The sequence below is a fragment of the Sphingobium xanthum genome, from assembly GCF_019737615.1.
GTDB lineage: Bacteria > Pseudomonadota > Alphaproteobacteria > Sphingomonadales > Sphingomonadaceae > Sphingobium > Sphingobium xanthum.
The window spans coordinates 1-25,988 of the sequence record NZ_JAHKKS010000001.1; the positions used below are offsets into that span (position 1 = coordinate 1).

At 65.3% G+C, this 25,988-nt stretch carries 24 protein-coding genes; 7 read left to right on the top strand and 17 right to left on the bottom strand.

Annotated features, from left to right (window positions below; all coding sequences use genetic code 11):
- The 9 genes from KM135_RS00005 to KM135_RS00045 all read right to left on the bottom strand — a co-directional run.
- A partial coding sequence (locus KM135_RS00005; protein ID WP_343228110.1) for a transposase occupies positions 1 to 200 on the bottom strand: 200 nt, incomplete at its 3' end.
- 136 nt (positions 201 to 336) lie between these two features.
- Entirely contained in the window at positions 337 to 1,209 is an 873-nt protein-coding gene (locus tag KM135_RS00010; RefSeq protein WP_221711853.1) for an MFS transporter, read from the bottom strand.
- The gene (locus tag KM135_RS00015) at positions 1,206 to 2,474 is read right to left on the bottom strand and encodes a spinster family MFS transporter (RefSeq protein ID WP_221711854.1); all 1,269 of its coding nucleotides are present in this window, start codon (positions 2,472 to 2,474) and stop codon (positions 1,206 to 1,208) included. The genes KM135_RS00010 and KM135_RS00015 overlap by 4 nt, the downstream gene beginning before the upstream one ends.
- Complete coding sequence (locus KM135_RS00020; protein WP_221711855.1) at positions 2,471 to 2,968, bottom strand: cupin domain-containing protein; 498 nt, start codon at positions 2,966 to 2,968, stop codon at positions 2,471 to 2,473. The genes KM135_RS00015 and KM135_RS00020 overlap by 4 nt, the downstream gene beginning before the upstream one ends.
- A complete protein-coding gene (locus KM135_RS00025) occupies positions 2,965 to 3,768 on the bottom strand; it encodes an acetoacetate decarboxylase family protein (protein WP_221711856.1) in 804 nt (267 codons plus the stop codon). Before KM135_RS00025 ends, KM135_RS00020 begins: the two co-directional genes overlap by 4 nt.
- Entirely contained in the window at positions 3,765 to 4,802 is a 1,038-nt protein-coding gene (locus KM135_RS00030; protein ID WP_221711857.1) for an aromatic ring-hydroxylating oxygenase subunit alpha, read from the bottom strand. The genes KM135_RS00025 and KM135_RS00030 overlap by 4 nt, the downstream gene beginning before the upstream one ends.
- Positions 4,799 to 5,848: an amidohydrolase family protein gene (locus tag KM135_RS00035; protein WP_221711858.1), complete on the bottom strand. Its 1,050-nt coding sequence runs from the start codon at positions 5,846 to 5,848 to the stop codon at positions 4,799 to 4,801. Before KM135_RS00035 ends, KM135_RS00030 begins: the two co-directional genes overlap by 4 nt.
- Positions 5,845 to 7,122 carry a fumarylacetoacetate hydrolase family protein gene (locus tag KM135_RS00040; RefSeq protein ID WP_221711859.1) on the bottom strand — a complete coding sequence of 426 codons (1,278 nt, stop codon included), beginning with the start codon at positions 7,120 to 7,122 and terminating at the stop codon, positions 5,845 to 5,847. Before KM135_RS00040 ends, KM135_RS00035 begins: the two co-directional genes overlap by 4 nt.
- Entirely contained in the window at positions 7,112 to 8,101 is a 990-nt protein-coding gene (locus KM135_RS00045; protein WP_221711860.1) for an MBL fold metallo-hydrolase, read from the bottom strand. Before KM135_RS00045 ends, KM135_RS00040 begins: the two co-directional genes overlap by 11 nt.
- 114 nt (positions 8,102 to 8,215) lie before the next feature.
- Between KM135_RS00045 and KM135_RS00050 the strand changes: the two genes are divergently transcribed.
- Positions 8,216 to 8,845, top strand: coding sequence for a TetR/AcrR family transcriptional regulator (locus KM135_RS00050; protein ID WP_221711861.1), 630 nt, complete (start codon positions 8,216 to 8,218; stop codon positions 8,843 to 8,845).
- A gap of 15 nt (positions 8,846 to 8,860) precedes the next feature.
- On the opposite strand, the gene KM135_RS00055 is transcribed toward KM135_RS00050, so the two are convergent.
- The 4 genes from KM135_RS00055 to KM135_RS00070 all read right to left on the bottom strand — a co-directional run bounded on the left by KM135_RS00055 (position 8,861) and on the right by KM135_RS00070 (position 14,385).
- Positions 8,861 to 9,805, bottom strand: coding sequence for a fumarylacetoacetate hydrolase family protein (locus KM135_RS00055; RefSeq protein ID WP_221711862.1), 945 nt, complete (start codon positions 9,803 to 9,805; stop codon positions 8,861 to 8,863).
- Positions 9,806 to 9,821: 16 nt separating this feature from the next.
- Entirely contained in the window at positions 9,822 to 10,937 is a 1,116-nt protein-coding gene (locus tag KM135_RS00060; protein WP_221711863.1) for an FAD-dependent oxidoreductase, read from the bottom strand.
- Complete coding sequence (locus KM135_RS00065; RefSeq protein ID WP_221711864.1) at positions 10,934 to 11,842, bottom strand: VOC family protein; 909 nt, start codon at positions 11,840 to 11,842, stop codon at positions 10,934 to 10,936. The genes KM135_RS00060 and KM135_RS00065 overlap by 4 nt, the downstream gene beginning before the upstream one ends.
- A gap of 80 nt (positions 11,843 to 11,922) precedes the next feature.
- Entirely contained in the window at positions 11,923 to 14,385 is a 2,463-nt protein-coding gene (locus KM135_RS00070; RefSeq protein ID WP_221711865.1) for a TonB-dependent receptor, read from the bottom strand.
- 196 nt (positions 14,386 to 14,581) lie between these two features.
- Between KM135_RS00070 and KM135_RS00075 the strand changes: the two genes are divergently transcribed.
- The 4 genes from KM135_RS00075 to KM135_RS00090 all read left to right on the top strand — a co-directional run bounded on the left by KM135_RS00075 (position 14,582) and on the right by KM135_RS00090 (position 18,696).
- Positions 14,582 to 14,968, top strand: a complete 387-nt coding sequence (locus KM135_RS00075) for a hypothetical protein (RefSeq protein ID WP_221711866.1) — start codon at positions 14,582 to 14,584, stop codon at positions 14,966 to 14,968.
- 508 nt (positions 14,969 to 15,476) lie between these two features.
- A complete protein-coding gene (locus KM135_RS00080; protein ID WP_221711867.1) occupies positions 15,477 to 16,349 on the top strand; it encodes an SDR family NAD(P)-dependent oxidoreductase in 873 nt (290 codons plus the stop codon).
- Positions 16,350 to 16,394: 45 nt separating this feature from the next.
- Entirely contained in the window at positions 16,395 to 17,210 is an 816-nt protein-coding gene (locus KM135_RS00085; protein ID WP_221711868.1) for a hypothetical protein, read from the top strand.
- Between the two features lie 37 nt (positions 17,211 to 17,247).
- Positions 17,248 to 18,696, top strand: a complete 1,449-nt coding sequence (locus KM135_RS00090) for a S41 family peptidase (protein ID WP_221711869.1) — start codon at positions 17,248 to 17,250, stop codon at positions 18,694 to 18,696.
- Positions 18,697 to 18,729: 33 nt separating this feature from the next.
- Here KM135_RS00090 and KM135_RS00095 read toward each other — a convergent pair whose 3' ends face one another.
- The 4 genes from KM135_RS00095 to KM135_RS00110 all read right to left on the bottom strand — a co-directional run bounded on the left by KM135_RS00095 (position 18,730) and on the right by KM135_RS00110 (position 23,403).
- Positions 18,730 to 20,451, bottom strand: coding sequence for an ATP-binding protein (locus KM135_RS00095; RefSeq protein ID WP_221711870.1), 1,722 nt, complete (start codon positions 20,449 to 20,451; stop codon positions 18,730 to 18,732).
- The gene (locus tag KM135_RS00100) at positions 20,448 to 20,942 is read right to left on the bottom strand and encodes a TOL_0243 family YfiR-like periplasmic protein (protein WP_246605633.1); all 495 of its coding nucleotides are present in this window, start codon (positions 20,940 to 20,942) and stop codon (positions 20,448 to 20,450) included. The genes KM135_RS00095 and KM135_RS00100 overlap by 4 nt, the downstream gene beginning before the upstream one ends.
- 77 nt (positions 20,943 to 21,019) lie before the next feature.
- Positions 21,020 to 22,828, bottom strand: a complete 1,809-nt coding sequence (locus KM135_RS00105; RefSeq protein ID WP_246605634.1) for a TonB-dependent receptor plug domain-containing protein — start codon at positions 22,826 to 22,828, stop codon at positions 21,020 to 21,022.
- A 209-nt stretch (positions 22,829 to 23,037) separates the two neighbouring features.
- A complete protein-coding gene (locus KM135_RS00110) occupies positions 23,038 to 23,403 on the bottom strand; it encodes a response regulator (protein WP_281422100.1) in 366 nt (121 codons plus the stop codon).
- A 144-nt stretch (positions 23,404 to 23,547) separates the two neighbouring features.
- On the opposite strand from KM135_RS00110, the gene KM135_RS00115 reads away from it, so the two are divergent.
- Positions 23,548 to 25,170 (top strand): NAD(P)/FAD-dependent oxidoreductase, encoded by a 1,623-nt coding sequence (locus KM135_RS00115; protein ID WP_221711874.1) that lies wholly within the window; start codon positions 23,548 to 23,550, stop codon positions 25,168 to 25,170.
- A gap of 107 nt (positions 25,171 to 25,277) precedes the next feature.
- Complete coding sequence (locus KM135_RS00120; protein ID WP_221711875.1) at positions 25,278 to 25,982, top strand: hypothetical protein; 705 nt, start codon at positions 25,278 to 25,280, stop codon at positions 25,980 to 25,982.
- Positions 25,983 to 25,988: the final 6 nt, after the last annotated feature.

The window sequence follows — 25,988 nt, forward strand, 5'->3', positions numbered from 1 at the left end:
CTCGACGTGGCGATCGGCCCGGCGGTCACGCCTTGAAGCTGCTCGCGAAGCTCGCGGCGCCACGTGAAAAGCTGCGACGGTACGATATCGTGCCGCCGGGCGACCGCGCTCACGCTCTCGAGGCCAGAGTAGCTCTCCGCGACGATCGCTGCCTTGACCGACGGATCCCAATCACGACGTCGGCCAGCGCCCGTGAACACCTCGAAACGCCGGGCACGCCCCTTCGTGCTAGCATCGTCACATGGCATCGTCATAGCATCAGCCGCCCCGGTCCGGATCAGAGGGCGGAAACTCGACGCTGATCAGCGGCCGCGCAAGGTGCCAGCAGGACACCGCTTACGCACAGACGAGGCAGCTTGCACAACCGAGCCAGGCGGGTTCGATGCGGTCGGCAAGCCAACCGACGAGTATGCGCGTCACGATGACCGATCCGCCGATGAGACCGGCCAAGGCGCCGGCCCGCTCGACCGGCATCCCGGCCTCCCGCAGCATGGGCACGAAATGCGAGAGCATGCCGGCGAACGCAAAGGCCATGGTACAGAAGGCAGCATATTGCAGCCGGAACAGGCTGGAAGCACGGATCGCGGCATGGTCCTCGTCACCCGGCGACCCGCTGTGCGGCGATCGGCCCGGCAAGCCGAGCAGTGCGGGGAGGAGACCGAGCGCAGCCAGCATGGCGAGCGCGAGAAACCCGTGCTGCCAGCCCTGCCGGGCGATGACCAGCCCGATCACCGGCGGCACGATGGCTGCGGCAAGGCCGATGCCGACTTGCGTCAGTCCCAGCGCGAGGCCCCCCCGCGCCCGATCGAAGGCAGCGGAGACGGCGCGCGTATAGGGAACCGGCGTGGAGCCAGCGGTTAGCGGCCCGATCAGCACGACGATGATGATATAGAGCGTCACGGATCGAACTTGCGAGAGCGCAAGAAAGCCGACCGAAAGCATGGCGGCGCCAAAGGCGGCAATGGCGCGCGGTCCGAACCGATCGACGAGCCGGCCAACCAGCGGCATGGCTGCCGCCATCGCGAGGGTCGAACCGAAAAAGGCCGCGCCGAACGCGGTACGGCTGAGTCCGATCGCACCGGCCAGATCGCGCGCGAACAAGCCCGCATTGTAAGTGAGCAGGCCCGATACGCCCAGACCGACGCCGAGCGCCGCCATCAGGACGGTCCGCCAGCCCCGGACGAACTCCGATGAGGCCGACTCCTTCACGCGCCGGCCGGCGAATGGCTGTGTCCCGCGCGTATTCGAACGAAAGACATCCACAGGAGCAGTCCTGCGACGAGCGGCATCGGCGCCATTGTCGCAAGGCCATAGCGCAGTGCGTCGGTGCCGAGATAGGGTGCGGTCGCGTCGCTGACCACACCGACGATGACCGGAGCAACGGCACCACCAATGATGCCCGAGGCAAGCAGCATGAGCGTCGATGAAACAGCACGCATGCGGATGGGCGCGATACCGATCGCCACGGCGATGCAAGGCCCCATCGCGCTTGCCAGCAGGAAGTTCATGATCGCGGCCGACGACATGGCGAGTACCAGAGACGGCGCAAGTATGAAAACAAGGAAGAAGGGCGCTGCCAGCGGGACGGCGATGAGCGGCACCAGAAGACCATGCACTTCACCGCCATGCTTGCGCGCGAGATGGCTGGCGAGCAGGCCGGAGACAATGGTCCCCGTAATGCCGCCGAGTCCGACCGCCGGGCCGATGAGCGCGCCAACCGAGGCGAGCGGCACGCCATGGCTACGCAGCAGGAACGCGGGTGCCCAGGTCGGCAGCACCGCCACCGCCATGCCGGCAAATGCCATGCCGAGCGAGAGCGCCTTGAAGCCCGGCAGGCCGACGAGGTGGCCGATCGCCTGAAGGAGATTCTTTTCCTGCAACTGGTCATCTGTATCGCGCGTACGGACGGGCTCGTGCATGCTCACCAGCATGAGCGCGACGAGCGCGAATCCGGAGAGGCCGCAAATGAGGAACATTGCGCGCCAGCCATGAGCCGCCGCCAGCACGCCCGCGAGGATCGCGCCGACCACGAGGCCGACGAAGGTGCTGGCCTGAAAGACCGAGATGGCGCGGGGCCGCTTCGGCGCGGCGAACAGGTCCGAGATCATCGAGATCGCCACGGGAAAGGCCGTCGCCTCGCCGACGCCGACAAGGATGCGGGTAAGGCCGAGCGACCAGAAGCCCTGCGCGAGGCCGGTCAGTGCCGTGGCGCCGGACCACAGCGCCACGCCGAGAATGAGGATGCGCTTGCGGTTTCCATGATCGACCCAGCGGGCGATGAAGATGCCCATCAGCAAGTTGAACAAGACGAAGGCCGTACCCGAGACCAGGCTCATCTGCGTGTCGCTGAGACGCAAGTCCGCCTTCACCGGGTCCACGACGATGCCAAGCAGGGTGCGGTCGGCGATGTTCAGGAAGTTGCAGAGAAAGAGGACGAAGAGCGTGTAACCGGCGCCTCTGATACGATCATTCATGGGGTCAGCTCCTGCCCGGTCGTCAATGCCTCGAGATCGGCGTCGAAGCTTGCGTCGATCAGTACGAAGGCCATCCGCGCGGGATGCTCCGAGCGGTTTTCCCAGGCATGATCGGTGCCGCGCTGGACTACGACGTCGCCGGGGCGCAGCACGGTCTCGCCATCGCTGAGGATCAGCACCATTTCGCCCTCGAGCACGATGCCGTAGTCGATCGACCGGGTCCGATGCATCGGGCTGCGGACGCCGCCGGCCGCGGCCGGCAGGAAATCGATGACGCGGATGACGCTGCCTGCGGGCGGGGGACCGATCCGTGGCGCGGCACTGGTCGGTTCGCTTGCCGGCACCGGACCGATTGCCTCGGGCGTCGCGTCGGTCGACCAGACCTCGTCGAAGCTGGCGCCGGGCAGGACGCGCACATGAGGCACCGGGCCATCCGCGACGATGACCGAGCGCCCGTCGGCCGCATGGCCGGTAACGATCCGCCGCGTCGTCATGCGAGGATCCGTTGCGCGCTGCCATCGCCGCCGCCCGAAGAGCGCATCAGAATCGCGGGCCCGAAGTCGGATAGCGGCAGGGCCGCGAGCGCATTCACGATCGGGTATTGCGTCGGCATGTCCTCCCAGCGAGCGGGAAGGAAGGCGAAACGCCCCTGTCCCCGCTCCATCGCGAGGATATCGGGCGGGGGGCCGTCCGGCGTGCTCGCCGTCGCGTAGGTCACATCCGGCTTACCCCAGGCGCCGGTGCGGGGCATATATTTTTGGAACAGCATCGGCAGCGAAGGGGCGGGCAGTGCGGTGTCGGGTCTAAAGCCGGCCGCCTCGATCTCGAAGAAGCAATGGCCTTCCCAGGCCGCACCGCCGATCCAGCGCCCATCGATGATTTCGGGATCCGGGATCGTCGCGTGGATCTTGCACCAGCCGAGTTCCTCGCGGCCGGTCAGGATGGGATCAGCCATGCTTTCCCAGACCACGGGGACGAAATCGCCCTCGACGCGCTCCGCGCCTCCCCAGACTGCAGGGACGCGGACGAGCACGATGTTGTAGCCGCGTCCGGCCAACCAGCCGATATCGGTCAGGAGCATCAAGCTCACCTCGATGCGTGGCTCTCCGCGCAGCGCAAAGCCATCCGGCAGAAGCGCACCAAGCATCGCCGCATCGGAGCGCGCCGAGATCGCGAGCGAGGCGACCTGCTTGCGATAACGCAGATGCGCCTTGTCGGCCGGCAGATTACGCGGCCCCGGCGCCGGCCCGAAGGACACCGGCATGCGGTAAAGCGGAGCGAGGGCACCGCTCATGCCGCGCGTGTCTCCCGTCCGATCAGTTCCTCGACCAGGCGGCGCGCGCGGGTGCCGCCTGCATCGATGCCGAGGAATGCGGGCTTGGCGTCCCAGAAATCCCGGCCATCGAGATTGGCATAGGCCGCCTCGATGATCGGTTTGTCCTCCTGTTCGAAAGCCTGCGTCATCATGGCGAACAGCATGGCGTCGCCCTGCTCGCTCGCCACGCCGCTGCCGCGCGTGCTCGCCCAGAAATAATGCGCCGTATCGGCTGTCTCGGGCGTGATGATATGCGCCTGATGAATGATCACGCCGGTCTCGCGCGGTTCGCCCACCGGTGTCGCGCCGATTTCCAGCAACATGGACGCGGGGGCATCCCAGCGCATGTCCAGCCAGTGATCGGTCGGAAGGCTCCGCTCGTAGATGCCATAAGTATGACCGGGCGCCGGAACATTGGGCATCCACCAGTTGGAGTGGAGGCGGTCTCCATCCCGTCGAACTTCATGCTTGCCGGCGAAAATCACGCCCGCTCCCGCGAAGCTGCCGCGATGCACGAACTCGATGTGGCTCAAGTCCATCAAATTGTCGGTCGCGAACTCGTAGGGCGCGCGCATCGGCATCAAGCCACGCACAGGCTCCGCGCCGTCGCGAAAGAGCGTGTTGAAGTCGGGCAGCAACGCGGGGTCGGCCTGATCGGCGTCTCCCATCCAGATCCAGGCTATGCCGTCACGTTCGTGGACCGGCCAGTTGCGCACGGCGGCACCCTTGGGCAGCGTGGCCGAGAAGGGATTGTGGGCGCACTGGCCGGAAGCATCGAAGGCCAGGCCATGATAGGCACAGCGCACCAGATCGCCTTCGCGCGCACCTGCGCTGAGCGGGGCGAAGCGATGCGGGCAGCGATCGGTGAGCGCGGTCGGGGCGCCGTCCGCCGTGCGAAACAACAAGATGGGTTCGCCGAGGATGCGACGGCGCAGCAAGGCGTCGCCGACTTCGTTCGACCAGCCTGCCATGTACCAGCAGTTGCGGGGATAATTGGGACCGGTCTGTGTCATGCTGTCACCGTCAAGCCGAGGAGATCGGCCGCGTTGAGGCCAAGGATCTTTGCCTTGTCCGCATCGTTGAGCCGCGCGTGGAAGCCGACCGGATCGGGCTCGGACATGTCGAAGGGATAGTCGGTGCCCAGACAGAGCTTGTGAGCGCCGTGCGTGCGCACGAGACTGTCGAGCTGGTCAGGATCGAACACCAGCGTGTCGAGCCAGAGCTTGCGCAGATAGCTGGAGGGCGGGTGCTGGCAATGCTCCGAGCAATCGCCGCGCGCGCGCCAGCCATGATCCATGCGGCCCCAGTAGCCAGGGACATAGCCGCCGCCATGCGCGACGCAGACGCGCAGGCCCGGATGGCGATCCAGCACGCCGCCGAAGATCAGATGCCCGATGGCGAGCGTGGATTCGAGCGGGTTGCCGATCAGATTGTTGAAATAATAATCGCTGAGCCGGCGCCCCTCGGTGAATCCGAGCGGGTGGATGAAGAGCAGGATGCCGAGTTCCTCCGCTGCGGCCCAGAAGGGGCGCAGTTCCTCGGCATGGAAGTCCGTGCCGTTGACGTTGGAGCTGATCTCGATGCCGCGCAGATCGAGTTCGCGCATGCAGCGGCGCATTTCGGCGACTGCCATTTCGACATTCTGAAGCGGCACCGTGCCCATGCCGACGAGGCGATCGGGATGCTGTGCGACAGCCGCCGCCATGCCGTCGTTGACGGCGCGCGCGGCGTCGCGACCGGTCTCGGGGTCCGTGAAGTAGAAATATTGCCCCGGGCTTGGACTGATCGCCTGCACGTCAATGCCGAGACGGTCCATGTCGGCAATGCGCTGGTCGAACGTATTGAGCGTGCGGCCGATCGTCGCGAACTGGGCGCGGTTGACCTCCACGGTCCTGGCGCTGGTGAAATCGTTGATGCCGGGCGGTGGCCCCGGATATTTCGCCTGCACGATCGCATCGGCGGCCGGGATGCCAAGATGGCAATGGATATCGACGACGAGATGCTTCCCGCGCGCCGAGACCGGAATCGGTTTGCGATCGCCGCAGGTGGTGATCGTCATGCGCGTGCTCGCGCGGGCTGGATCGTGCCGGTGCAGTCGCCGAAACCGATCGGTACGTAGCCTTCCGCCATTGCTCGCCCCCGCAAGGTCAGAGTGTCGCCATCCTCCAGCCAGTCGCGCTTCGTGCCGTCGGGCAGATCGATGCTGACGCCGCCGCGCATCGTAATCTCGGCCAGGCAGGCCTTGGCGTCGTCGGCGGCGCCGGAGACGGTGCCGGTCGCGACCAGATCGCCGCGCTCGAGCGGGGAGCCGTTGGAGGCCTGGTGCGCGACCATCTGCGCGAGCGTCCAGAACAGCTCCTTGAGATTGGTGCGCACGATCTGCTCGCCGGCGAGGTCGGCCGTGAGCTCGATGTCGACGCCGCCATGGCTGCGGTCGCTCGCGCCGAGCAGATGGGCAGGCACGGCCGGCTCCTCGCTGGTCCGGCCACGGGCGGCGACGCGGAACGGTGCGAGTGCCTCCATGGTGACAATCCACGGGCTGATCGTCGTGGCGAAGCTCTTGCCGAGATGAGGCCCAAGGATGGATTCGAAGAACTGGATGCCGCGCGCGGACCAGTCGTTGACGAGGCAGCAGCCGAACATGAGGTCCTCGGCGGCGGGCATGGCCAACGGCTCGCCGAGCGCGTTGCCGTCCCTCAGCCACACGCCGAACTCCAACTCGAAATCAAGCATCGGCTCGGGTCCGAAGAGGATGCTGTTGCTGCCTGGTGGTGAGGCGAACTGGCCGGTCGGGCGCACGATGGGCGTGCCGCTCGCGACGACCGAGCTGGCGCGGCCATTATAAGCGACGGGAAGAGACATGGTCGCAAGCGGAGCGTCCCGGCCGCCCATGCGCTTGATGTGATCGATGGAGGTGCAGAAGTCCGTGAAGGCCGTGGGCTTCAGCGGCAGGAGCAGCTCGGTTTGCGCCATCGGCACAAGGCAGGTTTCCAGCGTCGCGATGTCGCCGTTTCCGCCTTGCCGGAACAGATCGGACAATTGCGCCCGCAGTGCGCTGACGGCCTCGGCGGCGCAAGCGAGCAGCGGAGCCAGACTCGGTCCCCTCGCCGCTTGCGCCGCCTCTGCCGCCACTCCCACGAGCAAACCGGTGTCGAGCAAAGCCGCCATGTCTATGATGCGATCACCAAGCGCGACGCCGCCGCGCACATGATCGTCCGTCCGAAACAGCCCGAAGGGCAGGTTCTGGATCGGGAAATCCCCGCCCGGCGTGTTGGCGCTTTCCACCCAGCTTCGCCGCGCCGGGTCATGCGTCTCGTTGATCCTAATGCTCATGATCGCAGGCCTCGCTGTGGGCGGTCAGTTCCTTGTGGTAGCGGCCCATCGCGCCGAACAGGTCGCGCTGCTGCTCGGGCGTGAATGCGGCTCCCCATTGCCGGTAGAGCGAGAAGACATTCGCCACGATCCGCTCCGGGTCGGTCCAGCCGCGATATTCCTGCATGTTGATGTCGCGCGCCGTTTCTTCAAAGCGCATGCCTGCATCGAAGCGCGCCCGTGCCTCGTCCCGGATGTATTCGAAATAGGCCTTCATATTGGCCACGGCGTTCCGGTCGGTGATCGGGCCATGGCCGGGCACGACCACCTGTGGATCGAGGTCGATGATGTGCTGACAGGCGGCGATCCAGTTCTCGATCGGCCCGGCCCACATGATCGGATGCCCTTCGTTGAACAGGAGATCGCCGGTGAACAAGACGCGGTCGCCGGGCACCCAGACGATCGTATCGGACGCGGTATGAGCCGGGCCGAGATCGGTCAGCTCGACCAGCTTGTCGCCGACGAAGAGTGAGAGCTGCTTTTCGAAAGTCCGGTTGGGCAGCGTCACCTTATCGACCCCGGAGAAATCGAACTTGCGGCCCATCGTCTCGTAGAGAAACTCGCCGCCATCCCCCATTTGCGGATAATTGTCCTTAAGGGCGGCGAGCATCTTCGGATTGAACCCCGCCATCTCCTCCTTCGCTTCGACCGTGCCGATGATTTCCGCGTCCGCGACGAGGCCGTTGCCGAAGAAATGATCGGGATTGGCGTGCGTATTGACGAGCCGGTCGATCTTCGCCGCCTCGAGCACCTTAGCCTTGAAGGTATCGAGCATCTCGCGGGTCAGGGGCACGCTCATCAGCGTATCGACCAGCAATGTCTCGCCCGCGCTGACGATCAGCCCGGCGTTCGACCAGCCCCACGTCCCATCCGGCTGCACATAGCCATAAACGCCGTTGCCGATGTCATGCATGCCTTGCGTGAACGGCCAGTTCGCCATTCGCCTCTCCCTTTGAGTCGGAGTTTATCGATCCCGAACAGCGAAGCAATTCCTATTTTCAGGAATATTATCGTCGCGCTTGCCGCTCGCGAAAAAAAGCGGAATAGCGGGAATATGGCGAAGGTTGCGAAGAAGCGTGGGCAAGGCCGCCCCTCGGACAACGCGGTGGGCCGCGAGACGGTGCTCAACAAGACGATGGAGCTGGTGCAGGAACTCCCGCCCGCGCGCGTCACCATCTCGCTGATCGCTCGCGAGGCCGGGGTCGATCCGGCGCTCATCCGCTATTATTTCGGTGACCGGGAGAAGCTGCTTCTGGCCGTGGTCGACAAGATGCTCGCCGATGTGCCGCCCGATGTTGACCACGATGCCGAGCCGATGGAATTGCTCGAGGCGCGCATCCGCAACACGGCGCGCTTCACGCGATCGACCAAGCATGTCCATCGCCTGATGGTCGATGAGCTCGCCGACGCGAAATCCGCCGATGTCCGCCGGCAACAGGGCGAGATGAACATGCGGGCCGTCAACGCCTTCGCCGGCCTGCTCGCACGGGATGGCGGCACCACGCTGCGGGACGTCAACCCGCTGTTCCTGCATGTCGCGCTGGTCGGGCTGTTCGACTTCTTCGTCTCCGCGCGGCCGGTGGTGCGCAACCTCGTGCCCGACGGCACGGACATGGACGCCCTTGGCGACGACTTCGAGGACTTCATCGTCGACCTGATGCTGAACGGCATCCGCAAGCGCTAGGACGACACACACGACTCAGGCTTCCGCCACGCAGGGATTGCGCTGCATGCCGAGCCCGGTGATCGAGCCTTCCATCACGTCGCCGGGCTGGAGAAAGACGCCAAAGGCGGAGCCATTGCCATAAGGCGAGCCGGTGCAGATCACGTCGCCTGGCATGAGTTCGACGCGATCGGAGAGATAGGCTATCTGTCGCTCAATCCCGATCATCATGTCGCGCGTGGATTCGTCCTGATAGACCTTGCCGTTGACCGCGAGGCGGATCGTCAGGTCATAGGGGTCGGCCACGAACTGCCGCGGCACGATCATCGGGCCGAAGGGCAGGAAGGTCGGGAAGCATTTGCCCGAGAGCCAGTCCGCCCCCAACCCACCCGCATCGCGGCGGAAGATATGCTCGCGTGCGGTCACGTCGTTCACGACCGCGAAGCCGGCGACATGGTCCATCGCTTCGTCCGGCGACACATGGTGCGCCCGCCTGCCGATGACGACGCCCAGCTCCAGCTCCCAATCCGGCTTCACGACATTGCGCGGCAGCACGACCGCGTCGTTTGGCCCAACCACGCAGGACGGCAGTTTGATGAAGCAATAAGGGTCTGTCGCCCTGGCGCGTTCGTCCATTACCTTTTCCGCGCGGGCGCGACGCTCCTCGTCGGAGATGTCCTCGTCGCCCGGCGTGCGCATGGACGGATCGCCCATGATCAAGCCAATCACATGTTTGCGGTAATTGGCGCCCGTGCAGAAGATCTGGCGGGGGATATAGGGCGCCGCCAAAGCCGTCTCGTCGAGCACGGTCGCGCCTTCCCCCGTTGCCGCAAGGGCTTCCAGTTTCGGGAAGGCCGCATCCCAGTCGTCGAGCAATGCCAGCACCTCGCGCCCTTCGCCGAGCGGCGCGAGCGCGATCACCCGATCGCCAACCACCAATGCCGCGCCGCCATCGCGCAGCGTCGCCAGACCGAAGCTCATTCCGTCTCTCCCAAGATCAATAGGGCGCCTGGAGCTGGCCCATGGTCGCTCCCAGCATTTTCGGCGCCTTGTCGGACATGTCGCCGGCCATCTCCATGTCGCCGATCATGACGCTGTTCTCGACAACCAGACGGGCGCGCTCGAAACGGCGCTCCATGAAGGCGTGCAGCGCGTCGGTGACGCTCTCATGCCGCTGCAGTTCCTCGGCGAGGACGAGGCCGTCTTCGGCGGCGATGCCGGCGCCGCTTGCCATATGCGGCGTCGTCGCATGCGCCGCGTCGCCGATCAGGACGACGCGCCCGTTATACCAGGGCTTGGGCAGAAGCAGCCATTCGAGCGGGCGATAGTTGATCTGCGCGGGATCGACGATGCTCTCCCGCACGCGCGGCACTGCGCCACCGAACGGGGCCATGAGCGCGCGAACATGCTCGACCATCTCGCCTTCCGGGAAGAAGGGATTGTCCGGCACATGTTCGAGGATGAACATGTACATCTCGTCCTGCGACACCGGATTGATACCGAGCTTTACCGGCCCGCCGAAATACATTTCCGTGCGATCGACCTCCGTCGGCCGCTTGGCGACCACGCGCCAGCAGCCCTGCCCGGTGAATTTCGGCTTGGGCGCATCGGGGAAGATCATCGAGCGGATCTGCGAATAGATGCCGTCGGCGCCGATCACGAGATCGTACCGGCCACTGCTGCCGTCGTCGAACGTGACCTGGACGCCGGTCTGGTCCTGCGCCAGCCTATCCACCTTGAGCCCCAGACGCACATCGATCTTCTCGGCCCGCACGGTCGAGGACAGGATCTCGTGCAGGACCGGGCGCATGATGCCGCCACCCTGCTGGATCGGCTGCGGATCGGGCGGCACCGGCGGTTCCATTATCGTCTGCCCACTGGCCGTCTTGCCGCGCATTCCCGCGCCGACATGGCCGCGCGCGCGGACCTGATCGAGAATGCCGAGCGCATCGAAGGCGCGCAGAGAAATGCCCGTGACGCTGATTCCGGCGCCATAGACCCGCCACTGCGGATCGGCATCGATCAGGTCTACCTCCACGCCGATCCGCTTCAGGGAAATCGCGGCCGTCATACCGCCGACGCCGCCGCCGACGACAAGCGTCTTGCCGATCATGCGGGCACCTGCCACAGGCCCTTATCGGGCATCATTTCCGCGTGCGGCACATTGCCCGGAATGATGCGGCCCGTGCCCCATTGGTCGGTGATACTCGGGCTGAACTCATGGACGGTCGGCCGCCAGCTGGTTTCGTCTATTTGTTCGAGGTCGGAGGTATATTCGACGGCGTTGCCGTTGGGTGTCAGGTAATAAGTGAACGTGTTGTTCCCCGCCGTGTGGCGCCCCGGCCCCCAGGAGAGCGTGACGCCCTTCTCGTGCATGCGCGCGAGGCCGCGCATCAGCTCATCGACCGACGACACATCGAACGCGACATGATTGAGCGCCGGCGGCCCCGGCAGAATGGCGAGCCGATGATGCACCGGATTGCAGCGCAAGAAGGCCATGAACGTGCCGATCCAGTCCGACAGGCGGAAGCCGAGCACATCCTCATAGAACTTGACCAGCTTCGCCGGCTCGGGCGTGTGCAGCACGATGTGGCTGAGCCCGGTCGGGATCGCTTCGCCCCTGGCAAGCGACCGGGGCGTGCGCGGCGTGGTGTCGCTGATCACTTCGATCGCGCGGCCATCCGGATCGAAGAAGCGGAACGCATAGCCGCCTGCCGGACCCTCGGCGTCGCCGGGCTCGGAGATGATCTTGCAGCCCGCTCCCCGCACCTGCGCGAAAAGCGCATCGACATCGGCGCGGGAGGCCGCCGTGAAACCGATCAGATCGGTCTTGCGCTCCGCATCCTGGCGCAGACGGATGACATAGGGATAGGCCGACGCTTCGGCAGCGAAATAGACCTTGCCATCCTGTTCGCCGACTTCCGTCAGGCCCCAGGTCTCTCCGAAGAAGGCGCGCTCCGCCGCAAGATCCGGCACTGCCAGCGCGACATAATGTAGATCGGTGACCGACGTCGACATAACCCCTCCGACTCTTAATTCCTGATATTGGGAATAATATGATACAGACGTTTTTGCAAAGCCTTTGCTGCCGCATCGCGCTAGAATTTGCCGCCGATGCGAACGCCCCAGGTGCGGGGCTGCTCGGCGGAAGCGGAGATCGCGCCGGCCGAATTGACGGTGCCGCCAACAAGCCTTTGATTGTCCTCGATGTTGAAGACGTAGACGCTCGCAAACCAGCGGTCGTCGGCGCTGGCAAGCGTGACCGATGCGTCGCTCACGAAGGTCGCGGGCGAGCGCAGATAGGGGAGATAGTCCGCCGAAGAATAGCTCGATCCACGATACCGTGTCCCGGCCTGCAGGACCAGCTTGGTCCCGCCGAGCGGGATGGTCTGCTGGCCGTTGAGGTTGAAAGACCATTTGGGCGAGTTGAACGCCTGCTTGCCCGAGCAGTCGATCCGGAACACGTTGACCGTGCCGCCCGGCGTGGTCTGCGTCGTCGGCGCGAAACCGCAGGTCGTGTTCGGCGGCAAGCCCTGGTTCGGCGTGAAATAGATGAAGCTGTCATACGTCGTGTCGAGATACTGGACATTGGCCGACAGTAACGTGTTGCGGGTGGCCAGCAGCTCCACGTCGAGATCGACGCCCTGGATGGTGCTGTCGCCGATATTGCGCGTCAGGAAGACGGTCGCGGGCGGCGTGCCGAGGTCGTAGCCGAACTGGCTGTATTGCTGGTTCTTGTACTTCCAGACGAAGGCTTCGACGTTCACTTGCAGCGTGTTGCCGAGGAAGCGGTTCTTGCTGCCGATCGTGTAGGCCTTGATCGTCTCCGGCGCATAGGTTTCGACGCCGCGCGCAAAGGAGAAGCCGCCGGCATGATAGCCGGTTTCGAAGCTCGCATAGATCATGCTGCGCGGGCTGAAGTCATATTGCGCGGCGAGCCGATAGGTGAACTTTTCGTTCTTGAGGCCCGCGTTGATCGCGATCGGCGAGCGCAACACGAATGGCGCTGTCTGCGATCCGCCGGCAATCGGCGGCAGAACATAGAGCGGCACCGGCGTCACCGGAATGCCGCGCGATGTGTAGAAGCTTTCCAGCTCGGCCGTATTCCGGATCGAGGGCATCAACGGCAATGTCGGGCAGATATCCTGCGGGGGCGCGGGATTGCCGCAGAACAATATATAGACCGACGACAGGCCGTCGAACCGCTTCCTGTCGGACGTATAGCGGCCGGCAGCGGTGAGCGTCAGTTGCTCGACGGGGCGCCAGCTCAGCTTGCCGAAGCCTGCCCAGGACTCCGTGCCGGTCGCGAAATTCTGGATCGGCATGAGGTTGGACTGATTGTAGAAGGCATTCGGGACGTCGATCTTCTCGTCGAAATACATGGCGCCGAGCAGATAATCGACGGCGCTGCCGATCTTGCCTGTCCAGCGCGCCTCGACGCTGCTCTGCTTGTCCTTCTCCCGCGTGCCGGCGGAACGGAACACCCCGTTGAACGTGTAGTCGAGTGTGGACTCGCGATAGGCGGGCTGCAGGGTGAACGTGCCGGTGGCCGTCTCGTAATTCAGCTCACCGGTGATGCCCCAATAGTCGTTGTCATTATAGGGCACGCCATCGACGACGGCACCGGCGCGGCCGACCTGGGCAATGAAGCGCGCGCTTTGAAGCGCGTTCGAGCGTGGATCGAGCAGGCCCTGATTGGGCGAAAAGCCGGTCGGCGCATAGGCATAGCCGGCAAAGCCGTTGGCCCCGAAGGCAGGCGTGACCGTGCCCAGATAATAGCCGCTCGCGCCGCTGCCGCCCTGATGCGCGAAATCGACACCGATGCGCAGCGACAAGGCATCCGTCGGCTCGGCATAGATCTGCGCGCGGCCGGCATATTCGCGCTGCTTGCCTGTCCCGTCGGACAGGAAGGCGTCGCGCTGCGCAACCGATCCGGCAACGCGAAGGGCCACCGTCTCGCCGAGTGGCAGGTTGAGCGCGGCCTGCCCGGTCAGCCAGTTATAATTGCCATAGCCGAGCGTGAAGGAACCGGCCGTCTCGCCGAGCTTGGGGCGATTGGGGATCACGTTGATCGCGCCCCCGGTCGCATTGCGGCCATAGAGCGTGCCTTGCGGACCCTTCAGGACCTCGACGCGCTGGAGGTCGTAGAAGACGCCGGAGGTCGAGGACGGCCGACCGAGATAGACGCCGTCATAGTTGAAGGCGATTGCCGGGTCGGAATAGGCGTTGACGGTCGCATTGCCGACGCCGCGCACGAAGAAGACCGTGGTGGGGCCGCCTCCACTGTTCGCCGCCAGCGCGGGCGACGTGCGTGCGAGATCCTCGGCGCGGATCACGTTCTGGCGGACCAGCTCCTCGGGCTTCACGACATCCATGGCGACCGGTGTGCGCTGACTGCTCTCCGCTACGCGCTGAGCGGTTACGATGATTTCCTCGAGGCCATCGTCCGTTTCGGCCCCGTCAGATGCGACGGCACTGTTCGGCGAAGACTGCTGCGCCAAAACCGGCCCGTGAGCCATGACGGCAGCAACAGCGACGGACGCACGAATGATCCCTTTCATAGCACTCTCCCCGGCTTTCGACTCTGAGGTCGTTTATTCCTATTTCCGAGAATAGGGAATTTCGGTCGGCGCGCAACCGGATTTTTCCTATATGCAGGAATATTGCGCAGGGACGCGCCCGCGACCGTGGCGGGAGCCGTCAGTCTTTCTTTGCGGCGAGCGCGGAACTGTCCTATCCAGGGCGACGGGAAGTGACATGCTCCGTGAGAAGCTCTTGTTCGAGTTCAATTATCATACCGAACTCGGCGTCATGCAGGTCGATGTGGTGGGGGCCTGGACGGTCGAGGAGGCGCGGCGATATGGCCGTGAAGCCGGCCAGCATTTCCAGCATGCACGCGAACAGTCCGGCCGCCTCCGCCTTCTGCTCAACCTCATGCAAAACCAGCTGATGACCCAGGACGTCATCGTCTCACTGACGCGGTCAGGCACCAAGAATGGACAGCCGGACGACATCATCGCGATCGCGGTCGGGTCGCCGGAGCTCGATCTGCAGCTGCGCCGGATGTTCGGCGAGCGAAATGCAACGATGTTCGGTTCGGTTGAGAACGCGCTCGACTGGTTGCGCGATCAGGGCCGAGAATAGGGTCCTGCATCTGAAATTCGCCGCATAATTCATCGTCACCCTGAACTTGTTTCAGGGTCCATCGGGCAGCGCGCGCCTTCACCCGATTGGAGACGCAACCGCGCCGTTTGTGCGGCTTTCCGAGCACGGCGCGGGAGGATGAATAGACCCTGAAACAAGTTCAGGGTGACGATATCTGAATGTTGCGAACTTTGAATCCGCCCTAGGGCAGCGGAAGCGGCGGCCATGGCGGCGGCGAGCGCGGACAGGTTGAACGCCACCGTCGTCGGCGGTCATCTCATGGAATCGGCGAAGATGCGGCACGAAGGGGAATGTCGCGCCGGGCACGACATGAGGCTGCCTGGGGGCAGGACGCTCGCTCCTGCCGGTCGCTCATGCGCCGACGCCTGTCGAGCTCCCGTGAAACAGGCGTTGATTGGGTGACCGGACAAACGCCTGGCGGTTGCCCGGAGCGGCCGAATGCGGCAAGAGCGCAGCCCGGACAGAGTCAATCACGGAGAGGGTCCCCATGGAAATCGCAGGCACGACAGCGTTCATTACCGGCGGCGCGAGCGGCATCGGCTTCGGCATTGCGCAGCGGCTGCTGGCGAACGGCGCGAAGCTCGTGCTGGCCGACATCCGGCAGGACCATCTCGACGAGGCCAAGCAGTTCTTCGAGGAGCGGCAGGAAGGCCGCAACGTCCATACCATCCGCCTCGACGTCTCGGATCGCGAGCAGATGCGCGAAGCCGCGAAGGAATGCGAAGCGATGATGGGCGGGCCGGACATCCTGGTCAACAATGCCGGCATCGATCCTTCCGGCCCGTTCGAGCAGCTCACCTATCAGGACTGGGACTATGGCCTTGCCATCAACCTGCTCGGCCCGATCAATGGCATCATGGAGTTCGCGTCCGGCATGCGTCGCCGCGGCCGGGGCGGGCATATCGTCAATACCGCCTCGCTCGCCGGCGTCACGCCGATGATGAGCGCGATGGTGGTCTATGCGGTCGCCAAGGCCGGCGTCGTCACGCTCACCGAGTCGATCAGGGACACGATGGCGCAGGACAATATCGGCGTCACCGTGCTGATGCCCGGGCCGATCAAGAGCCGCATTCACGAATCCGGCCAGAACCGCCCGGAGCGCTTCCGCGACGGCAGTGGCATCCGCGACAATGAGGAGCAGCTTGCCAAGCGCGTCGTCGCCGACAGCTGGATGGACGCGACGCAGGTGGGCGACATGATCGTCGACGCGATCCGCAACAACACGCTCTATGTCTCGACCCACGGCAACTGGAAGACGCAGGTGACGCAGCGCTTCCACGACATCATCGCCTCCATGCCGGACGCCGACGACAGCCTCGATCTCAGCAAGTCGCTGAGCGTGCCGAAGAAGGAAGACTGACCGGCAGGCCCTCGTGTAAAGGGCGGTCTGTCAGGGGACACGGACATGACGCCTGAGCAACGGGACATCATCGATCGCGCTGCCGCGCACCTGTCGGCCGACGACCGGATCGAGGCCTTGTGGCTCGCGGGCAGTCTCGGTCAAGGCGGCGGCGATCAGTGGAGCGACGTCGATCTGCTGGCCTGCTGCGCGGCAGGGACCAAGGCGGCGGTGTCGCAGGACCTCGCGGTCAGCATCGCGCAGATCGCGCCGCCCTTGCTGGTCAACAGCCTGTTCGGCGGCATCGTCATCAATGTCGTGGCGGAGGGCTGGCGGCGCTTCGACATCAGCCTCGCCGAGCCGGGCGATCTCGGGCGCTACGATCCCGCCGTGCTGACGACCCTGTTCAATCGCAGCGGGATCGAGCCGGGCGGGCGGTTTCCGGAGAGCTATCGCGCCACGCCGCAATCGGTGCTGCCGATCGTCAACGAGTTTCTGCGGGTGCTCGGCCTTGCGCCGGTCGGTGCCGGTCGGGGTGAACTCATGCTGCTCATGGCGGGCATCGAGCTGCTGCGCGGCATGACGGTGAACCTCATGCTCGAGGAAAACGGCATCGGACCATGGGCGCGCGGCGGCATGCTCTCGCGCGATCTCTACCTGACCGAAGAACAGAAGGCCGCGCTGTTCGCGCTGCCGCCGCTCGCGCCGACGCTGGAGAGCACGTTCGAAGGCAATGTCGCCATCGCGCGCATCTTCCTGCCCCGCGCGCGGGCGCTGCTGGAGGCGATCGGCGGAGACTGGCCCGAGGCGTTCGAGCGGGAGACGCGCGCGCACCTGCGTGCGACGCTCGGTCTCGAAATCCCTGCCTCCGGCGAGTTTTGACCTGACAGCCGTCGCGGCGCGATCTAGGTCCGGCTTCATGAAGTTTGCGCAACGCAAGGCCATCGCCGCGCTCGTCAGCACTGCCCTCCTTCTCTCCGGCTGCGGCGGCGGAGGAGGATCGAGCGCGGGTGGTGGTGGCACAGGCGGCAGCCCGACACCGACGCCCGCCGGCAATGCGACCTGCACCCTGCGCGCGCGGCAGGACTGGGCGGCGGCGCAGTTGCGCGAATGGTATCTCTTCCCGGACACATTGCCGGCGTCGCTCGATCCGACGCCCTATGGCAGCGTCGCCGACTATGTCGATGCGCTGACCGCGTCGGCGCGATCACAGGGCAAGGATCGCTATTTCACTTATGTCACCTCGATCGCCGAGGAAGATGACTATTACCGGACCGGCGCGACCGCCGGCTTCGGCATCCGGCTCAAGGTCGATGAAGCCGGGCGCCGCGCTTATGTCTCCGAAGCCTTCGAGGGTGCGCCGGGGCTGGCAGCGGGGCTCGATCGCGGGACCGAGATCCTGGCGGTCGGCACCAGCGAGGGAAGTCTGCGCGACACGAGCGAGATCATCGCCGCATCGGGCGAGGGCGGCTTCATCGACGCGCTCGGCCCCTCGACGCCCGGCACGACGCGATCGATGCGCATCCGCGATGCCGGTGGCGAGCGCGTCGTCACCGCGACCAAGGCGGACTATGACCTGACGCCGGTCTCCAGCCGCTATGGCGCGCGGGTGCTCGACGATGGCGGGCGCAAGGTCGGCTATCTGAACCTGCGCACCTTCATCACCTCGGCCAACACCGCGCTGCGCCAGGCCTTCGCCGATTTCCGCGCGCAGGGCGTGACCGACATCATCGTGGACCTGCGCTACAATGGCGGCGGGCTGCTCTCGGTGGCCGATACGCTCGGCAATCTGCTCGGCGGCAATCGCCGGACCAACGAGGTCTTCACGCAGATCAGCTATCGGCCGGAAAAGTCGTCGCAGGACGAGATCAGCTATTTCTCGCCGCAGGCGGAGTCGATCAGCCCGCGCCGCATCGCCTTCATCGGCTTCGAGGGATCGGCCTCGGCGAGCGAGCTCGTGATCAACGCGATGGTGCCCTATCTGCATGCCGATGTCGCGCTGATCGGCAGCAATAGCTATGGCAAGCCGGTCGGCCAGATCGCGCTCGACCGCTCGGCCTGCGACGATCGCCTGCGCGTCGTCGCTTTCGCCACCAGGAACGCGGCAGGGCGCGGCGACTATTATGATGGCCTCGCACCGGCCATGGAGAAGACCTGCGCGGCCAGCGACGACATCGCCTATCCGCTCGGCGATGCGCGGGAAGCCTCGATCAGCGTGGCGCTGGATTATCTTGCCGGGCGGAGCTGCACGCCGATCGGCGGTGCTACGGCGGGCATACGCGCCCAGTCGGTCGCGGCGCCGGCGGCGCGCCTGCTCGTGCCCGATCGTCCCACCACGCCTGAGCGGGAAGTTCCCGGACTTTTCTAGATTCCGAGCTTTCCACCGCCAGGCCGCGTCCGGTCAATGGACGAGAATGGAGTCGATCTGGGCGGAGAGGGTCTGGATCGTGAATGGCTTGGTGACGAGGCGGATGCCCTCGTTGCGCGCGGTCGAGGCGGCCTCGCTATAGCCGGTCATGAGAATGGCGGGCATCGTCGGCCAGCGCTGCGAGATCTGGCGCACGAGATCGATGCCGCTCAATTGCCCCGGCATGATCATGTCCGAGAGGACCATCGAGAAGTCCGGATTTCGTTCGAGCCGGCGCATGGCGGCGTCGCCGCTGACCGCGCGCTCATGGTCGTATCCGATCGCGCTCAGCATGTCCCCGACCATGCCGGCCACGGTGTTGTCGTCCTCGACCAGAAGGATGCGGCGCCGTGCGGAGGCCTGGACAACGGCGGGCATCACCGCCGCGCGCTCCGGCTCGCCATGTGAACGGGGCAACAGCAGGGAGATGAGCGTGCCCTTGCCGACTTCGCTCCTCACCTCGACGTCGCCGCCCGAAGCGCGCGCGAAGCCATAGACCTGGCTCAGGCCGAGGCCCGTGCCATGGCCCACGCCCTTGGTCGTATAGAAGGGCTCGAAGATACGGTTGAGGATTTCCGGCGCAATGCCCGTCCCGCTGTCCGAAATGGCGACGCGCACCATATCGTCCGCGCCTTCGTTGCCGGACTGGTTGACCGCCGAAATGACGATCGTGCCGCCGCCGGGCATGGCATCGCGCGCGTTGATCGCGATGTTGAGGATGGCGACTTCCAGCTCGGAGGGATCGACCTCGACGGGCCAGAGACCGGCCGGCAGATCGAGTTCGATCTGGATGCCGTCGGTCTGCAGACGATCGAGCAGCGCGTCCATGCCGCGGATGCGATGGCCCAGATCGATGACTTCGGGCTTGAGCGGCGAGCGGCGGGAGAAGGTCAGCAATTGCTGGGTAAGCTTGGCGCCGCGATCGACCGCGTGGCGGATGCCGGCCTTCAGGCGCTCCAGCTTGGTCGGATCGTCGGTGCGGTCCATGAGATCGAGCGCGCCCGAGGCGACCATCAGCAGATTGTTGAAATCATGCGCGACGCCGCCGGTGAGCTGGCCAAGCGCTTCCATTTTCTGCGACTGGCGCAGCGCCTCCTCCGCCTGCATCCGGCTTGCGGTTTCCTGTTGCAGCTGGTTGTGCGCCTCGTGCAGCGAGGCATAGGAGGCGCCCAGCACGACGATGAGCAAAGCGGCCATCATCACGATCGCGGCGATGCCCACATAGCGCGTCGCGCGGCGCGACCAGCTGTCGAGTCCGACCCGCAGATAGACCGAGCCCAGCTGCGTGTCGCCCTGGACAACAGGGACGGTGACGGTCAACTCCCGCGCCGATATGACCGGCTCGCCGATCTGGCCCTTTCTGGGCAGCTTTGCGGGGGCGACCGCGTAACCGCCGACGAACCCTCCCTGCGCGTCATAGGCGGCGACCGCCAGGATCTGCGGATCGGCGTGAAGAGCCCCGAGATATTCCTGGAGTGTGGCGCTATCGTCAAACGCCAGCGGCGCGGCGATGCCGCTGGCCAGAACCTGCGCCTGAACCGTCGTCTGCTGAAGCTTCTCGTCGCGGCTGATCCGGTCGATCTGGAACGCGAAGGCGGCACCGGCACCGAGCAGCAGGCAGGCGATGATGCCCGCCGTGATCGGCGTCGCGACCAGGCTGGTGAGCCAGTCCCGCAACCGGGAAAGGGGGAGACGCGAAGGCGATTCCGCCGTCATCGCCTGTCCACCGAAACGGCCATGCCGAGCAGCTTGGAACTGATGGTCAGGCCATTGGCGCGCGCCGCCGTGGAGTCGATCTGGAACCGCACACGGCCATTCTGCATCACGAACTGGATCATGGCACCATCGACGCCGCTCTTCTGATCGCTGACCGTAAGGATCGGCTGCCCGTCGATCTCCGCGAACGGCGCATAGCTGGTCGCCGTTGACCGGCCGGCAAAGAGCATCTGGCAGCCGCCGAGATTGCCATTGTCGCCCAGACGGCGGACGCTGACCGAGCGGCCGGATATCCTCTGGCCGCGCACCACCTCGTCGAGCGTGGCGCCGAACGGGTCCTCGCCGCGCAGGCAGATGTTGAACGGCCCGCCCTGCGGTTGTGCTGCCGCCGGCCAGGAGACGAACGGCGCGAACTTGAACAGGAAGCTGGCCTTCACGGCCTGTTCGAGCGAGGCCGGTTGCTGCGCCGTCGCCGGCGCGTCCTGCGACATGAGCAGCGCCAGGACGCAGCACAGCACGACCGGAGCAGTCAGCGTCCGGCGAAGGGTTCGCGCCGGGGAGGGAGGCCTCACATCGTCCATTTCAGCGCCGCATAGACGCTTCGGCCAAGGGGCTTGCCCTGAGAGAGGGGAAGCTCCTGATGCCGGTCGTGGAGCAGATTGAAGCCCGATATCGAGAATTCCGCGCGCTCGCTGAATGCCCAGCCGATCCGGGCGCCGAGCTCGACATAACTGGGCGAGAAGGGGTCGGGCAAGGCACTCACGAAGCGCAGGTCGGCGTCGAGATTGATTTGTGGGCCGATGTCCATGGATGAGCGCACGGAAGCACGGTGCTTCGGGTCATTGCCGACCTGTGAGATACCGAGAAGGGGAAAGGACCCCGGCTTGAAGCGGAACTTCTGGACGAGCAGGCTGTAGCCCGGCTTGATCCGCCACCAGTCGGTCAGGCGAACATCCGCCCAGCTGTCGAAGCCATAGCTCTCACCCTTTATGCCATTGCCCCAATAGAGCGGAATCAAGGTGGCGGGCGTTGGCTCGACGCTGCGCAGATCGTCATAGAAATTGTAAAAGCCGGATAACGTCGCGGAAATCCGGGGCGTCAGCACGAGACGCGTGCCGGCTTCCAACGCGGTCAGCTTCTCGGAGCGGAAGTCCGGCGTGCCGATCACGAAAGGCGGCGTGATGCCGGGCATATATTCGCGCACGTCCCGGTCGAACGGTGTCGGCGACCGAACCGCGCGCGAAACAGCTGCCCACAGCAACGTCTCATCGTCCAGCTTCCAGGACAGGCGCGCGCTCGGCAGGAGCTCGGTCTCATGATAGGGGCCATGCTCGACCTTGAGGCCGGCGATCGCCGTGACCGACGGCGTCAGCGCGAAGCTACCCTGGACGAATGCATTGGCAAGGAATTGAGTCGCGCGAGTCGGCACGAATTCGAGGTTCGGGACGCCGAAAATATCATAATGATTGAGACGCGCACCCCCACCCCAGATGATCTGGTGGCCCGCGCCGAAGGGGATGCTGTGTTGCAGGTCGAGATCGACGGTATCGACGGTGAACCGACCGTTGCCGTCGAGCACCTTGCGACCGGCGCGGTCATAATAGAGCTGAACCTGCAGCGCCGATCCGTTCGACGACGAGCGGTTCCAGCGGGCCAGCAGATCGAGGCCGTGAATCTCCTCGTCCGGCGTCGTCCCCTGGCTTCGCGCGCCTTCATAGACATCGCCCTGGACCATGAAAAGATCGTCTGCGGACGGGCTCCAGTCGACGCGGAAGCCGACTTGCGTTCGGCGTGACCCGTCATTCGCGCCGTCACTGCTCTCGAAATTTTCGCGGCGCTTGACGAACAGGCGGTAATTGACCCTCTCGCCCACCGTGCCACCATAACGTAAGCCAGCGTCATAAGTTCGGTTACCGATCGCACCCGTGCCGTAAAGGCCCTGACTCGCGCCGGCATTGCGGGTGATGACGTTGATGACGCCGTTCATGGCGTTCGCGCCCCAGAGCGTGGCGCCCGGTCCGCTCAGCACCTCGATGCGCTCAACATCTTCGGGCAGCACATCCTGCATGTCCCAATAGACGCCCGAGTAAAGCGGCGTGTAGACGCTGCGACCGTCGATGAGCACGAGCAGCTTGTTCGAGAAATTCTGGGCCGTCAGATTTCCGCCGAGGCCGCGCGCGGTGATTACCGGATTCTGTGCGCCACGCATGATCTGGAGATTGGGTGCGAGCCGCAGAATGCCGGGCAAGGTGAGATTGCCGGAGCGGACGATGTCGTCATGTGTGATGACATAGACGGAAGCGGGCGTCTCTCCGAGTGCGCCCGACGATTTGGTGATCGAGCTGACGTCGAGGCTGGACAGAGCCGAAATGGGCATGTCCCGCAGTTCCTCGATGCTCTGGGCATAGGCCGGCAGCGCAATGGCGCACCCCGTGCAAAAAGCCGCCAGGAGACGCGACGCGCGGGACGCCCCCGAGATCAATCGCATAGTCCCCATTCCCCCGTTTTCACGATTGCGTGAAACGCGCCAGCGGTGAATCGGTTCCCCGAATGATCCCGGCGTCGCGCCGAAAGCGTCCGGAGAAATCAGACGCCCGAAAGCAGGATCGTTTCCAGATCCTTCAGGCGATAAGGCTTGCGCAGGATCGGCGTGCCCTCGCAACCCGGAGGCAGGTCGACATCCTCGAACCCTGTGGTGATGACGAGCCGGACAGCATTCCGGCAGAGGCGCTCCGCGACGGGCACGCCGCTCTCGTCGCCGAGGCTGATGTCGAGGATCGCGAAATCGAAATCCTCCCGGTCGATCAATTCGAAGGCTTCCGAGACGGTGGAAGCCGTATGAACCTGATCGATGCCGATCGCGGAGAGCAGCATCTGGGTGTTCATCGCGATCATCGGTTCGTCCTCGACGAGGAGAACGACGGAGGGCGGGCCAGACGAATTGGGAGCCATAGCAGTCTGTTATCATGCGACGATGGCCCCCGCTAGGATGGATCGCCATCAGGTTGTATCGACATTCAGTTCAGAGCGAGCTGCAAACGCGCGAGGCCGGAAAAGCGATTCCCACTTTCCCGCGCGATGCTCTAGGGGCGTGGCATGCTTCGCCTGTCCGGACTGACCCTGCCGCTCGATCATCAAGAGGCGGCCTTGCCCGAAGCGATCTGCGCGCGGCTCGGCATCGCGCGCGCCGATCTGCAGAGCCATGAGATCGTGCGGCGCGGCAACGATGCGCGGCGCAAGAGCGCGATCCTGCTGGTCTATACGATCGACCTCGCTGTGCGTGACGAGGCGGACGTGCTGGCGCGCTTTGCCGGGGATCACGATGTGCGCCCGCGCCCCGACACGACCTATCGCTTTCCCGCCATCGCGCCCGCCGGCTGGTCGGGCAAGCGGCCGGTCGTGGTCGGTGCCGGCCCATGCGGCCTGTTCGCCGGGCTGATCCTCGCGCAGATGGGCTTTCGGCCGATCATCCTGGATCGCGGCAAGGTGGTGCGCGAGCGGACCAAGGACACCTGGGGCCTCTGGCGGCGCGGCGTGCTCGATCCCGACAGCAACGTGCAGTTCGGCGAAGGCGGGGCGGGCACGTTCTCGGACGGCAAGCTCTATTGCCGCGTCAAGGACCCGCGCTTCCTCGGCCGCAAGGTGCTGGAGGAGTTCGTCAACGCCGGCGCGCCGGACGACATATTGACCGAGGCGCATCCGCATATCGGCACGTTCCGGCTCGTGACCATGGTCGAGAGCATGCGGCGCACGATCGAGGAACTGGGCGGCGAATATCGTTGGCAGACGCGCGTCGACGATCTGATGCTGGAAAGCGCGGGCGACGGGCACAAGCGGCTGCGCGGGCTGGTGCTGGCGGATGGCAGCGTCATCGAGACCGACCATGTCGTGCTCGCCGTTGGCCACAGTGCCCGCCCGACCTTCGAGATGCTGCATGGGCGCGGCGTCCATATCGAGCCCAAGCCTTTCTCGATCGGCGTGCGCATCGAGCATCCGCAAAGCTGGGTGGACGAGGCGCGCTATGGGCGCTTTGCGAAACATCCGATCCTGGGTGCCGCTGCCTACAGCCTCGCGCATCACTGCGCCAATGGCCGCACGGTCTACAGCTTCTGCATGTGCCCCGGCGGGCGCGTGGTCGCCGCAACGTCCGAGGAAGGGCGCGTCGTCACCAATGGCATGAGCCAATATTCGCGCGCCGAGTTCAATGCCAATTCGGGTCTGGTCGTCGCCATCGATCCCCAGCGCGACTATCCCGATGGTCCGCTTGCCGGGATCGCGCTCCAGCGGCACTGGGAATCGCTCGCCTTCGTCGCGGGCGGCTCGGATTATTCGGCGCCGGGACAGACGGTCGGGGACTTCATGGCTGGTCGGCCGTCGAAGGAACTGGGATCGGTCACGCCGTCCTACAAGCCGGGCGTGACGATGACGGATCTCTCGACCTGCCTGCCGGAGTTCGTGCTGGACTCCTTCCGCGAGGCGCTGCCGGTATTCGGGCGGCAGATCCGGCATTATGATCATCCCGATGCCGTGATGACGGGCGTGGAGACGCGGACTTCCTCGCCGATCCGCATCACGCGCGGCAAGGATTATCAGAGCCTCAATGTCGAGGGTCTGTACCCCGGCGGCGAAGGCGCGGGCTATGCGGGCGGCATTCTCTCCGCCGCGATCGACGGGATCAAGCTGGCCGAAGCGGTCGCGGCGCGGATCACCGCGCCCTGAGACCAGTATCGACGGTTCGCCGTTGTCGGTGCATCTTTGATATGGTCAATGGCGGCGCGGGCGCGTAACCGCCGATGGAACACATGTGAAGAATCGGGGAGGCTGTGATGATCGCAGGATTGGGCAAGCGCATGCGGGTTGCCGGAGCACTTCTTGGCGCGGCGTTGCTGAGTACGGCGGCAATGGCGCAGGGCGAGCGCTATCAGGTCTTCGCCTTCCAGTCGGGCGATGCGGCGGTCGAGGCCGGTCTCAAGCCGAGTCTGCTGCCGCTCGTCATGATTACGCGGCCGGAAGCGGGCAAGCAGGTCGTCTTCGTCGAGGCCGATCAGACCGGCGTGGCGCGCGTCAAGGAGGCCGCCAAGGGGCCGACCCTCGTCTACAAGGCGCTCGGCGAGTATGTGCAGGCGAGCGCTGCCGCCAAGGCGGGGGCCGCCAGCCTCGTGCCCGGCGCGGGCGGCGAGCCGGGGACCTATTATCTGTTCGCCCATCTGGAGGCCGCGCCGGACAAGGAGACGGCCTTCAACCATTTCTATGGGACGGTGCATCAGATCGAGGTGTTGCAGATTCCCGGCATGCAGTGGAGCGTGCGCGGGGAACTGGTGTCGCAGGCGCCCGAGGCGTTCGGCGCCCCGCGCTATGTCGCCATCTATGCGATCAAGAGCCACGACCTCAAGGCGACGATGGCCGAATTCGACCGGCGCATGAAGGAGAAGGTCATCACGCCGTTCCCGGACGGCGTGGTCGGGCGCAACATCCTCATCCAGTGGGCGGGACCGGCGCCCGCGGCGCAGCAGCACACTCACAACCACTGACGGCCA

Bases quoted from the DNA above. Each gene is read 5' to 3' on its own strand.
- KM135_RS00040 (WP_221711859.1), bottom strand. From the start codon at position 7,122: ATGAGCATTAGGATCAACGAGACGCATGACCCGGCGCGGCGAAGCTGG.
- KM135_RS00050 (WP_221711861.1), top strand. From the start codon at position 8,216: ATGGCGAAGGTTGCGAAGAAGCGTGGGCAAGGCCGCCCCTCGGACAAC.
- KM135_RS00065 (WP_221711864.1), bottom strand. From the start codon at position 11,842: ATGTCGACGTCGGTCACCGATCTACATTATGTCGCGCTGGCAGTGCCG.
- KM135_RS00110 (WP_281422100.1), bottom strand. From the start codon at position 23,403: ATGGCTCCCAATTCGTCTGGCCCGCCCTCCGTCGTTCTCCTCGTCGAG.
- KM135_RS00080 (WP_221711867.1), top strand. From the start codon at position 15,477: ATGGAAATCGCAGGCACGACAGCGTTCATTACCGGCGGCGCGAGCGGC.
- KM135_RS00100 (WP_246605633.1), bottom strand. From the start codon at position 20,942: ATGTCGCAGGACGCGCCGGCGACGGCGCAGCAACCGGCCTCGCTCGAA.
- KM135_RS00090 (WP_221711869.1), top strand. From the start codon at position 17,248: ATGAAGTTTGCGCAACGCAAGGCCATCGCCGCGCTCGTCAGCACTGCC.
- KM135_RS00075 (WP_221711866.1), top strand. From the start codon at position 14,582: ATGCTCCGTGAGAAGCTCTTGTTCGAGTTCAATTATCATACCGAACTC.
- KM135_RS00045 (WP_221711860.1), bottom strand. From the start codon at position 8,101: ATGGCGAACTGGCCGTTCACGCAAGGCATGCATGACATCGGCAACGGC.
- KM135_RS00020 (WP_221711855.1), bottom strand. From the start codon at position 2,968: ATGACGACGCGGCGGATCGTTACCGGCCATGCGGCCGACGGGCGCTCG.
- KM135_RS00115 (WP_221711874.1), top strand. From the start codon at position 23,548: ATGCTTCGCCTGTCCGGACTGACCCTGCCGCTCGATCATCAAGAGGCG.
- KM135_RS00025 (WP_221711856.1), bottom strand. From the start codon at position 3,768: ATGAGCGGTGCCCTCGCTCCGCTTTACCGCATGCCGGTGTCCTTCGGG.
- KM135_RS00015 (WP_221711854.1), bottom strand. From the start codon at position 2,474: ATGAATGATCGTATCAGAGGCGCCGGTTACACGCTCTTCGTCCTCTTT.
- KM135_RS00035 (WP_221711858.1), bottom strand. From the start codon at position 5,848: ATGACGATCACCACCTGCGGCGATCGCAAACCGATTCCGGTCTCGGCG.
- KM135_RS00095 (WP_221711870.1), bottom strand. From the start codon at position 20,451: ATGACGGCGGAATCGCCTTCGCGTCTCCCCCTTTCCCGGTTGCGGGAC.
- KM135_RS00060 (WP_221711863.1), bottom strand. From the start codon at position 10,937: ATGATCGGCAAGACGCTTGTCGTCGGCGGCGGCGTCGGCGGTATGACG.
- KM135_RS00105 (WP_246605634.1), bottom strand. From the start codon at position 22,828: ATGCCCATTTCGGCTCTGTCCAGCCTCGACGTCAGCTCGATCACCAAA.
- KM135_RS00085 (WP_221711868.1), top strand. From the start codon at position 16,395: ATGACGCCTGAGCAACGGGACATCATCGATCGCGCTGCCGCGCACCTG.
- KM135_RS00030 (WP_221711857.1), bottom strand. From the start codon at position 4,802: ATGACACAGACCGGTCCCAATTATCCCCGCAACTGCTGGTACATGGCA.
- KM135_RS00070 (WP_221711865.1), bottom strand. From the start codon at position 14,385: ATGAAAGGGATCATTCGTGCGTCCGTCGCTGTTGCTGCCGTCATGGCT.
- KM135_RS00055 (WP_221711862.1), bottom strand. From the start codon at position 9,805: ATGAGCTTCGGTCTGGCGACGCTGCGCGATGGCGGCGCGGCATTGGTG.
- KM135_RS00120 (WP_221711875.1), top strand. From the start codon at position 25,278: ATGATCGCAGGATTGGGCAAGCGCATGCGGGTTGCCGGAGCACTTCTT.